This window comes from Mesorhizobium sp. L103C119B0, assembly GCF_000502235.1.
Classification (GTDB): Bacteria; Pseudomonadota; Alphaproteobacteria; order Rhizobiales; family Rhizobiaceae; genus Mesorhizobium.
Genome location: NZ_AYXE01000003.1, coordinates 246,987 through 258,348, shown reverse-complemented (window position 1 = coordinate 258,348; position 11,362 = coordinate 246,987). Strand labels below are relative to the sequence as shown.

Genomic DNA, 11,362 nt, shown 5'->3' with positions numbered 1-11,362 from the left:
TAACAGGCTGCGAGCCGACACGGAAGTTTGTTGGATAAGCTCTGGACGGGGCCAGCCATATGCTGTTCAACGCGGTTCGCCATGACTGCCGTTCCCGACACCGAGGCCTCCGCCGTAACCGCCAGCAATGCGCGGCGCGTGGCGTTGATCGTTGCCATCGCCTTTTTCATGCAGCTGCTGGATTCGACGATCATCTCGACCTCGCTGCCGCAGATGGGACAATCCTTCGGCGTGCCGGCGGTGGCGATGAGCATCGGCATCACCGCCTATATGCTGACCATGGCAGTGTTCGTGCCGCTGTCGGGCTGGCTTGCCGACCGCTTCGGCGCGCGCAACATCTTCCTGCTGGCGATCGTACTGTTCACGCTGGCCTCGCTGGCCTGCGGCTTCTCGCAAAGTCTGCCTCAGTTCGTTGCCGCTCGCGTCGTGCAAGGCCTTGGCAGCGCGCTGATGACGCCGGTCGGGCGAATTCTGGTGCTGCGCAATGCGTCGAAATCGGAGCTGCTCAACGCCACGGCGCTGATCACCTGGCCGGCGTTGTTTGCGCCCGTGGTCGGGCCGGTGCTTGGCGGCTTCATCACAACCTATCTCTCCTGGCACTGGAATTTCTTCATCAACGTCCCGCTTGGGCTCGTCGGGCTGGCGCTGGTCGCGCGCTTCATTCCGGGCGACCGCGCGGCCGATCCCAAGCCGCTGGATTGGCCGGGGTTTTTCCTCACGTCGCTGGGGCTCGCGCTGCTGCTCTACGGCCTTGAGCGCATCGCACATCCGGAAGACGGCGCCTTGCCCGCCGTGCTGCTGGTTGCCGCCGGCATCGTCATCGGCTGGCTGGCGGTGCGGCATCTCCGGCGCGCGCCGCATCCGCTGCTCGATCTCAGCGCGTTCAGGGTGCAGACCTTCGCCATCTCTACGCTTGCCGCCGGCACCATTTTTCGCGTGGCGATCAACGCCACGCCGTTCCTTTTGGCGCTGCTGTTTCAGGTCGGCTTTGGCCTTTCGCCGGTCGATGCCGGCTTGATGATCCTGGCCTATTTCCTCGGCAATCTCGGCATGAAGACGGTGACGACGCCGACGCTGCGGCGCTTTGGTTTTCGCACGGTCATGGTCGTCAACGGCCTGATCGCCTCGGCCTCGATCATGGCCTGCGCGGCGATCTCGCCCGAAACGCCGCACGCGCTGGTAGTGATGCTGATGCTGATCGCCGGCCTGACGCGCTCGATGCAGTTCACGGCGCTGAATACTCTGGCCTTCGCCGACATCGATGCCGCGCAGCGCAGCTCGGCGGCGACTTTGTCGTCCATGCTGCAGCAGATATCGATGCTGTTCGGCGTGGCGGTGGCGGCTGCCATTCTCAACCTGTCGCAGATCGTCAGGGACCGGCCGGCGCTCGACCTCGTCGATTTTCGCATCGCCTTCCTGATCATCGGCGCCATCGGGCTGGTGGCGGCGTTGCGGTTCCTCGTGCTGCCGCCCGGTGCAGGCGCCGAAGTTTCAGGCCACACGTCCAGGACCTGAATTCGCGATTTTCGCCGCTCAGGCGGCAATTAATTCCGCCTTGTGCTTTCGCCTCAGAACGGCACCTTCGCGCATACGCGCAATGGCGCAACCAAATGCCAAAAGCGCAGCCTTTTCCTAGCATTGCGCCAGTTCTAGCAATCGGTGCGTCCACTGGAAGATTATCACTGCCAACGGGTGTTCCGAGCGCGGATTCATTTGACGAAGCGGCGCCGAGCCGATTAGCTTTCTTCGGAAGGGGTGGCAGAGCTGCCATCGGGGCGAATGCAGACATGAACACGATTGGCTGGCCAAATGTCAGGAGCCTGAATCAGGAAGGCATTGTCTTTGCCATCGCCGTGGTGCTGTTCGTCGCCGCTGCCATTGGGCTGCCTGGTTTCATCGCTGCCAACAATCTCGTTGCCATCGTCCGCTCGGTGTCGGTGCTGGGCATTTTGGCGCTCGGCATGGCGGTCGTCATAATCGGCAGGGGCATCGACCTGTCGGCGGTGGCGATCATGGCGATGTCGGTCGCCTGGTATCTACAATTGCTCAACGCCGGAACGCCTGATGGGCTCGCCTTCGCCTATGTGCTGGCAGGCGTGCTCGCCATCGGCCTGCTCAACGGTTTTCTCGTCGCCTATGCCGACGTGCCGGCGATCTTCGTGACGCTGGCGACCGGCTCCTTCGTCTTCGGCTATGTCCGCTCGCAACTGATCACACAGGATGCGGTGCCGGTGCCTCAGGGCCATTGGGTGGAGTTGCTCGGCGGCCTGCGTTTCCTCGACATTCCGATCGAAGTGTTCGTCTTCGCCGGGCTCGCCTTCCTGTTCTTCCTGTTCCTGCGCTACACCAAATGGGGCCGCTACATCTATTTCGCCGGCGACAATCCGGTCGCCGCGCGCAACATCGGCATTCCGGTGCGGCCAATGCTGGTGCTGCGTTATGTGGTTTCGGCCTTCGTCGCGCTGATCGCCGGCCTGCTGACGGCGTCGAGCCTGCACTCGATCAATACCCGCGTCGTCAACTCGACGCTGCTCTATGACATCGTGCTGGTGGCGGTGATCGGCGGCATCGGCCTTTCCGGCGGGCGGGGCGGGGTGCGCAATGTGCTGGTGGGCGCTGCACTGATCGGCATCCTGTCGAACGCGATGACCATCATCGACATTCCGCTGCTCTATCAAAACCTGATCAAGGCGGCGATCCTGCTCGGAGCCATCATCGTCGACGGCATCATCAATCCGCGTGACGAACAGACCGCGCAGCAGGGCGACATCTAAGGGGTACCCGACCGGGTCATGCCGACCGGCCGGCAATAAGTGAAAAACAGAGGATGTGACATGAAACTGATCAGAACACTGATGGCGGCCGCCACGGCGCTTGCCGCTACCGCCTTCGTCGCGCCGACCTTCGCCGCCGACGATCCGGGCCCGGCCGCTTACGCGCAGGCGCTCAAGGGCAAGCGCGTCATGCTGGTGCCGCTGGCGATGGGCTTCGACCTTGCGCAGGGCTGGTCGCACTATCTGAAGACGGAAGTCGAAGCCTGGGGCGGCACCTTCGAAACACGCGATCCGAACTGGGTCGTCGATGCCGGCGCACAGGCGATCACCGACGCGATCTCGTCCGACACAAGGCCGGACGTGCTGATCATCCATGCGCCGGATCTCAACTCCTATTCCAAGCTGATGAAGAAGGCGCAGGCTGCCGGAACCTACGTCATACTGGTCGACAATCCCGCCAACTTCCCGGCCGACGCCTTTGTCGGCAGTGACTGGGACCGGCTCGGCCAACTCGAGGCCGAAGCGGCGATCAAGGGCTGCGGCGAGAATTCGTCGAAGAAGATCGGCCTTGTGCAGGGTGATCAGGCCAACTCGTCCAGTCTCTACCAGTATGCCGGCATCATGAAGGTGCTGGAGAAGCACCCCGACTTCAAAGTCGTGGCCAAGCCCGACTCCAACTGGGATCCGACGACGTCGCGCAACGTGACGACGACAATGCTGCAGCAGAACCCGGACATCTGCTCTATCATCGACTTCTGGGATGGCGACGCCACCGGCGCATCCGCCGCCATCCGCGACGCCAAGCTCGACGGCAAGGTGTTTTTGGTCACCACCGGCGGCGGCGAGAAGGCGGCCGATTGCGACAAGCTGCAGGACGGCACCTATGGCGCCGTTGTCATGACAGACCTTGCCCGCCAGTCCGGCGACATGAACGCTATCATCAAGTTCCTGCTGCAGAGCGGCCAGCCGGCCGGCACGTCGCACACCTACATCTACACGCTGGAGAAGGCTACGACCAAGGCCGACCTCAAGCCCGACAGCTGCTGGGACCTGAAGGCGCTGCAGGCCGAAGCGGCGGCGAAGTAAGCCGCGCTTTTCGACTGAAATAAACGAGGTGACTGGACAATCCGGTCACCTCGTTCCCTCATGGAATAGCAGCCGCCGATGTCCTTTCGCGAACGCCTCCAGTCCTGGCGCTACAATCTCGTGCCCGACCATCTGGTCGGCGAGATCCTGACAAAACGCTGGACCGACAACGCCATTCCGTTCCTGGCGCTGGTGGCGACGCTCAGCGTGTTCGGCTCGATCATTCCCGGCTTCTTCAAGCTGACCTCGCTGCAGGAATCGACCCGCCAGCTCGGCGAGTTCTCGATGGTGGTCACCGGCATGACGGTGGTGATGCTGGGCGGCGGCATCGACCTGTCCGTCGGCTCGATCTTCGCGCTGTCCTGCTTCTCCGCCGTCTATGTCTTCTTCATCCTCGAACAGTCTATCTGGCTGGCGCTGGCGGCATCGCTTGCCACCGGCCTGATCTTCGGCGCCGTCAACGGCTACCTCGTCGGCTACCTCAAGCTGCGCGCCTTCCTCACCACCCTGGTGACGTTCATCTTCGGCCGGGCGCTGTTCGATATTCTCGTCACCACCTACGCCGCCGACGTGCAGCTTTCCCAGGCGACATCGGATGTGCTCGACTTCATCGGCGACAGCACCTTCTGGGGGCTTTCGGTCTCGGTGTGGCTGGCGATCATTCTTGCCATCGTCACCCATATCGCGCTGACGCGCTCACGGCCGGGCTGGCATGTGCTGGCGGTCGGCGGCTCGCGGCGCTCGGCGCACAATGCCGGCATTCGCGTGCGCCGCACCGTGTTCATGACCTATGTCTTTTCCGGCTTCTGCGCCTCGATCGGCGGCTTCCTCATCGCTTGCCGCCTGAGTGGGGCAGGGCCGGGCACCGGCCTCAACCTGGAGATCATGGCGCTGACGGCGGCGGTGGTCGGCGGCGTCAGCCTGGGTGGTGGCCGCGGCTCGGTCATCAAGGGGCTGATGGGCGCCATCATCGTGCTGACCATGACCAACGGGCTGATCCGGCTGGGCTATGGCACCGGCACCAACCAGATGGTGCTGGGCATCATGCTGGCGGTGGCGGTGACGATCGACATCCGCTGGCTGAAGAACCGCCATAAGGTGCTCAACGAAGTCTATGTCGCGCCGGTCTATCTCAAGATGGGCGAGACACAGTCTGCGGTGCCGGGCTCAGGCACGCCCTACGCGCTCGACAACCGGCTGTCGGCGGCCGACCATATCGGGCTCGGCGAGTTGGAAGGGCCGGAAGACGTCATCCTCGACCGCGACGATCACCTCTATTGCGGCACGCGCCATGGCGAGATCGTCCGCTTCTTCGCGCCGGACTATATGAAATCGGAGGTGTTTGCCCATATCGGCGGCTTTCCGCTGGGCCTGGCCTTCGACAAATCGGGCAATCTGATCAGCTGCGTCGGCGCCATGGGGCTCTATTCCGTCTCGCCGGATCGGGATGTGAAACGCCTGTCGGCGGAGACGTCGCGCTCCTGGACCTCGATCGTCGACGATGCGCGGCTGCGCGACCCCAATGATTGCGACATCGCGCCGGACGGGCGGATCTATTTCACTGACTCCACCAAGCGCTATGACGCCCACGATTGGGCGCTGGACTCGATCGAGAACCGCGCCACCGGCCGGCTGCTGGTCTATGACCCGAAGGACGGTTCGACGAAGACACTGCTCGACGGCTACCGCTACACCAATGGCGTGTGCATGGCGCATGACGGGAAGTCGCTGTTCTTCGCTGAGAGCTGGGCCTGCCGTGTGCATCGATACTGGCTGGAAGGGCCGAAAGCAGGCACCGCCGAATGCGTCATCCGCGACATGCCGGGCTATCCCGACAACATCAACCGCGCCTCGGACGGCAATTACTGGATGGCATGGCTCGGCATGCGCACGCCGAGCTTCGACCTGTCGCTGCGCCATCCCGATATGCGCAAGCGCATGACGCGCCGGCTGCCGCAGGACGAGTGGCTGTTCCCCAACATCAACACCGGCGGCGTGGTGAAATTCAACGACAAGGGCGGCATTGTCGAGGCGATGGGCGACCTCACCGGCGGCGCGCATCCGATGGTCACCTCGATGCGCGAGCACAAGGGTTTCCTGTTCGTCGGCGGCATCCTTAACAACCGCATCGGCCGCTACAAGATTGCGGGCGCCGACCCGAACTGGACCAGTTCCGCTTCTTATTGGGGAGCGAAGCCATGATCCTCGATCCTGTGCTCGACCTGTTTCGTGGCAAGGCGGTGACCATCCCACCGCTCGACGGTGCCTTCCGTCCCAACACGCGGCTGGACGAGGCGCCAGTGTTCGCCGATTTGACGGAGCCCGACAATCTTCTGGTTGCCGATGGCCGGCTGCTCGTTTCCAGCGGCAATGCGGTATATTCGCTTGCCGCAGGGGTGGAGCCGAAGGTTGTCGGGACCTTTCTTTCCCCCATCACGGCGCTGGCTCTATCACTGTCGGGCGAACTGACGGTGGGGTTGGAAAGCGGCAAGCTGCTGGTTGCCGGCAAGGAGGTTTCGCTGCCGGCCGGCGTCAGCTGCATCACCGCGCTTGCCTATGCAGACGACGGCACGTTGTGGCTGGCCAATGGCTCGGCTGAGCATGCGCCGTCGCTATGGGCCGCCGACCTGATGAAGAAGGGCGCGTCCGGATCGCTTTGGAGGCGGGACGCAGCCGGCGGCGGGTTCCGCAAAGTGGCCGGCGAGATCGCCTTTCCCTATGGGCTCTATCCCACGGGGCGGGATGTGCTGGTCAGCGAAAGCTGGCGTCACCAACTCGTTCGCTTCGATGGTGCAACCTGTAGCCGCTCGACGGTGCTGACGCATCTGCCCGGCTATCCCGCGCGCCTCGCGCCGGCCGGCGATGGCGGCGCGTGGCTGGCTCTGTTCGCGCCACGCAACCGGCTGATCGAATTCGTTCTCCAGGAAACCCACTATCGGCGCGACATGCTAGACCAGGTGGCGCCGGCCTACTGGATCGCGCCGGCTTTGGCCTCCAATCGCAGCTTCCTCGAACCGCTGCAATGCGGCGGCATCCGCACCATGGGCATCCACAAGCCCTGGTCGCCGAGCCGCTCCTATGGGCTGGTGGTCAGGCTCGACCGGACCATGCAGCCGCAATTCAGCCTGCACAGCCGCGCCGACGGCACGCGCCATGGCATCTGCAGCGTGGCGGAAACGGACGGCCGCCTGTTCATCGCCTCCAGGGGCGGCGATTGCGTGCTGGCCATCGACGCAGGAGGTCTCTGATGGAACCGATCGTGCGCCTGGAAAATGTCACCAAGAACTATCGCGGCGTGCCCGCGGTCAGACAAGTCAGCTTCGAACTGCGCAAGGGCGAAATCCACGCGCTGCTCGGCGAGAACGGCGCCGGCAAATCCACGCTGACCAAGATCATCGCCGGCGTCGTCGACGCCACCTCAGGCAAGATGTTCCACAAAGGCCGCGAGATCGCCTACGCCTCGCCGCATGCGGCGCTCGAGGCCGGCATCGCCATGGTGTTCCAGGAGACCAGCCTGGTGCCGTCGATGACGGTGGCGCAAAACCTCTATCTCGGCACCGAAAAATTCCTCAACCGGCTGCGCGGCACCTACATTTCGGCGCAGCAGTTTTTGCAGTCGCTGAACTTTCCGGTCGACCCCAACGCCATGGTGGCGACGCTGGGCGCGGCCAAGCGTCAGATGGTCGAGATCGCGCGCGCCGTTCACCACAATGCCGAGATCATCATCTTCGACGAGCCGACGGCGACGCTGACGCCGGAGGAGAAGCGGCACTTTTTCGCACTGATCCGGCGGCTGAAGGCGAACGGCGTCTCGATCGTCTTCATCAGCCATGCATTGGAAGAGGCGCTGATGATCGCCGACCGCATCACAATCCTGCGCGATGGCGAGCTGGTCATAACCGACGACACATCGGCCTTCGATCGCGACAAGATCGTCGCCGCCATGGTCGGGCGTACACTGTCGGGACAGATCTATCGCCAGCGCGACGAGGCCAGGCTGCGCAAGGCCGGCAAGAAGGTGCTGTCGGTGCAGGACATTTCGATGAGCAATGTCGTGCGCAACACCTCCTTCTCGATCTTCGAGGGACAGATCACCGGCGTGTTCGGGCTGATCGGCTCCGGCCGCACCGAGACCTTCAAGATCGTCTCCGGCATCTACAAGCGCGATTTTTTGCGCGGTGGCGCGATTGAACTCGACGACAGGCCGGTGCGCTATCTCGTGCCCAGTGAGGCGGTCGCCGACGGCATCGTCTATGTTACCGAGGACCGCAAGAGCGAGGGCATTTTCGAGACGATGGGCATCGCCGAGAACCTGTTCGGCGGGCTGCTGGCGGCGGGCCGCGAAAAGGCCTGGGTGATCAACCAGCAGGAGATGCGCACGCTTTCCGCTGAATGGACGAAGACGCTGAACATCAAGGCGATCAACGACAATGCCCGCGTGGTCGAGCTTTCCGGCGGCAACCAGCAAAAGGTGGTGATCGGCAAGGGGCTGGTGCAGCAGCCGCGTATCGTGATCTTCGACGAGCCGACGCGCGGCGTCGATGTCGGCGCCATCGCCGAGATCCACCAGATCATCAACCGGCTGGCCGACGAGGGATTGGCCGTCGTCGTTATCTCGTCCTACCTGCCGGAAATCATGAACCTGTCGGACCGGATTCTGGTGTGCCGGCAGGGCCGCATGGTCGAGGAGTTTTCGCCCGCCGAGGCGACGGAGGAGAAGATCATGTATGCGGCGGTTCATTAGGTTTCTGGTCGGTGTTTGAGGGTGCGCATACGTCGCCAATTGGCGAAGGCCTCAGCGCCTTCGTCATCCTCGGGTCTCCGCGACGGCGCTTCGCGCCTGCTTCGCACGTGAATGAAGCTGAGATGCTTCGGCCAATCGCCATGGTTCTGTCAGCATCAAAAACTGAATCGGAATAGCCGGTTAGCCGCCCTTGCTCGAGACCTGATTCAACCACCTGATCCACCGATTCAACGAAAGGAAACGCCATGGCCGCCACAAAACTCCTCAGCGATGCTGAGGTCGAAAAAATCCCGGTTGCGAAGGCTGTGTTCGATGACATCCGCGCGACGCGCAAATCGGATTTCGTCAACAATTTCTGGCGTGGGCTCGCCAACGATCCGGCCTTGCTGAAACGGACATGGGAACAGGTGAAGGTGGTGATGGCCACGGAGAGCGCCATCGACCCGCTGACCAAGGAAATGATCTATATCGCGGTGTCGACCGCCAATGGCTGCTCCTACTGCGTCCATTCGCATACGGCAGCCGCCCGCGCCAAAGGCATGACCGATGCGCAGCATGGCGAGATGGTGTCGATCATCGGGCTGGCCGGGCAGACCAACCATCTGGTGACGGCGATGCAGATTCCGGTCGATCCTGAGTTTGAAGTGAGGTGAGGGGCGGATTTCCCTTCTCCCCTGTGGGAGAGGGGAAGCAGTGCGCTATGCCGGTCTGTAAACCTTCTCGGCCGTGTTCCAGAGGATATCCGCCTCGGCGGCTGCGCCATGCTTGCCTACCGCGGCGCGGTGCGCCTTGATCAGTTCGGCATGGGTCGTCCAGAGTTTTTCGATCGGGAAGTTGGAGCCGAACATCAGGTGGTCAGCGCCCAGAATGTCGATGGCATTGTCGACGATGTAGGCAATCAACGCCGGATCGTTGCGGTGGGCGAAGGTGCCGAGGCCCGACAGCTTGGCGTAGAAGTTCGGCGCTGTTGATAGCGTACTCAGGCCGGCTTTCCAGGCCTCGGTGGTTTCCGGCTCCATGCCGGTCAGCATGCCGGCATGGGTGAGGATGAAGTTGATCTGCGGGTTCTCGCCGACCAGCGTCAGCCCGTCCTTCATCTGGGCAGGGAAAAGCTGCAGGTCGAAGGACAGGCCATAGTCTTTAAGCCGCGCGACATTGGCCCGCACCTTGGGGTCGATGACCTGATCGGCCGAGGCAGCGAAGCGGAAGGCCGGCGTCTCGTGCCAATGCAGCTGCATGCGCACGCCGCGCAGCAGCGGGTACTTTTTCAATCGATCGATCTGGGGCCGGACATCGTCGACAGTCATATCGGTATAGCCGACGATAGCGTGCGGCCAGCCGGTCTCGTCGGCAGTCTTCTGCAGGAAGGCGACTTCTTTTTCGAAATCCTCCTTGGCCCAGTTGGTCTGGACATAGACGGCCTTCTCGACACCTGCGCCTTGCTGATCGGCGAGAAATTCCTCGATCGGATAGTCGCGGCGAATCGGCTCGTAGGGGCCAAAAATGCGCGGCACCATCGGGCCGACCAGCCAGGGCTGATCCTGCTGGCGCCAGATGTGGAAATGCGCGTCGATGGCTTTCTGCATCACGATACCCTTTTCCAGATTGCCGACGCCGCCGGGGCAGGGCGGGCGAGCGACAGGATGAAATCGGTGAGACTCCCGAGCGAAGAGCCGTCGATGAGATCGTCGAGATCGGGCAAGATGGCGCGCAACGCCGCTGTTGCCGGCTGGAAGCGCGGATCGCCGGCCAAAGGTGTGGCCAGCGACAGCCGAAAGGCGCGGGCGCTCAGTCGGCGCATTGCGGTCTCGAGATCGGCATGGTCGCCGCGCTCCAGCGCGTCCGACAGGATGATCACAGCAGCGCCGCGGGCGAAGGCTGAGAAACGGGGCACCGAGAGGAAGGCGAGCAGGGTCGGTCCCATGCGCGTGCCGCCGTCCCAGTCGTCTACGAGTGCCGCCGCTCGGGCGAGAGCCTGGTCGCGATCGCGGATACGCAGTGCGGACGTGATTCGGGTGAGCTGCGTGCCGAAGGTGAAGATTTCGGCACGGTCAGCACCTTGTACGGCGGCGTGCGCCAATTTGAGATAATCCGATGTGTGCAGCTTCATCGAGCCGGAAACGTCGATGAGGATCAGCAGTTTGCGCGGCACCGTCTGGCGGCGGCGGAGCTGCGGCGAGGGGATATCGCCATCGGCGCTGACGATTTCCCTGAGCGAGCGGCGCAGGTCGAGCTTGCCGCGCGAATGGGTGCGCACGGTGCGGAATGAGCGGCGGGCGGGCAGGGCTGAAGCGAGCTTGCGGCGGAAGGGCCCAAGGCCGTCGTCGTTGCGGAGGAAATCGCGGCTGCTGAGCTGTTCGATTGCCGACGACAGCTCGCCGCCTTTCTCCTGGCGCGTGGTCTGTTTCTCCTCCTGGCGCGTGCCGCCATCGTCCTTGATGCGGGTTTCCTCGTCTTCTTCGCCTTCGACGGAGGGTCTGGCGTCGCCGTAGAAATGGCTGCGGAAATGCGCCTCGAATTCGCCGCGGCGATCGGGCGGGGGGGCAAGCGTTGCGAGCGCCGCCTCGCGGATGTCGGCCATCGAGCGGGGACCGAGCAGGGTGACCGCCTGCATGAAGCTGGAGACCTGCTCGGGGGCGACGGCAAAGGCGTGGCGGCGCAGCAGCCGGGCGAAGTGGAGGAAGGGCGCGGAGGCGAGAGGAAGGGTTCCCTGACGCATCATTCCTTCGCGCCCCCCTCTGTCCTGCCGGACATCTCC

Annotated in this window: 9 protein-coding genes; 7 read left to right on the top strand and 2 right to left on the bottom strand. The window is 63.4% G+C overall.

What is annotated here, in order from left to right:
• Positions 1-81 precede the first annotated feature (81 nt).
• From X728_RS160385 to X728_RS160415, 7 genes are all read left to right on the top strand, one after another.
• Positions 82-1,515: a DHA2 family efflux MFS transporter permease subunit gene (locus X728_RS160385; protein WP_023830809.1), complete on the top strand. Its 1,434-nt coding sequence runs from the start codon at positions 82-84 to the stop codon at positions 1,513-1,515.
• A 272-nt stretch (positions 1,516-1,787) separates the two neighbouring features.
• Positions 1,788-2,774, top strand: coding sequence for an ABC transporter permease (locus X728_RS160390; protein WP_023668176.1), 987 nt, complete (start codon positions 1,788-1,790; stop codon positions 2,772-2,774).
• 60 nt (positions 2,775-2,834) lie between these two features.
• Positions 2,835-3,860 carry a sugar ABC transporter substrate-binding protein gene (locus tag X728_RS160395; protein WP_023668177.1) on the top strand — a complete coding sequence of 342 codons (1,026 nt, stop codon included), beginning with the start codon at positions 2,835-2,837 and terminating at the stop codon, positions 3,858-3,860.
• 78 nt (positions 3,861-3,938) lie between these two features.
• Positions 3,939-6,062, top strand: a complete 2,124-nt coding sequence (locus X728_RS160400; protein ID WP_023830808.1) for an SMP-30/gluconolactonase/LRE family protein — start codon at positions 3,939-3,941, stop codon at positions 6,060-6,062.
• Positions 6,059-7,108: a hypothetical protein gene (locus X728_RS160405; protein ID WP_023830807.1), complete on the top strand. Its 1,050-nt coding sequence runs from the start codon at positions 6,059-6,061 to the stop codon at positions 7,106-7,108. The genes X728_RS160400 and X728_RS160405 overlap by 4 nt, the downstream gene beginning before the upstream one ends.
• On the top strand, positions 7,108-8,604 hold the full coding sequence (locus X728_RS160410; RefSeq protein WP_023714820.1) for a sugar ABC transporter ATP-binding protein: 1,497 nt from the start codon (positions 7,108-7,110) through the stop codon (positions 8,602-8,604). The genes X728_RS160405 and X728_RS160410 overlap by 1 nt, the downstream gene beginning before the upstream one ends.
• Before the next feature lie 245 nt (positions 8,605-8,849).
• Positions 8,850-9,257 (top strand): carboxymuconolactone decarboxylase family protein, encoded by a 408-nt coding sequence (locus X728_RS160415; protein WP_023668181.1) that lies wholly within the window; start codon positions 8,850-8,852, stop codon positions 9,255-9,257.
• Between the two features lie 45 nt (positions 9,258-9,302).
• Here X728_RS160415 and X728_RS160420 read toward each other — a convergent pair whose 3' ends face one another.
• Positions 9,303-10,190 (bottom strand): amidohydrolase, encoded by an 888-nt coding sequence (locus X728_RS160420; protein WP_023830806.1) that lies wholly within the window; start codon positions 10,188-10,190, stop codon positions 9,303-9,305.
• A complete protein-coding gene (locus X728_RS160425) occupies positions 10,190-11,326 on the bottom strand; it encodes a VWA domain-containing protein (protein WP_023830805.1) in 1,137 nt (378 codons plus the stop codon). The genes X728_RS160420 and X728_RS160425 overlap by 1 nt, the downstream gene beginning before the upstream one ends.
• Positions 11,327-11,362 lie beyond the last annotated feature (36 nt).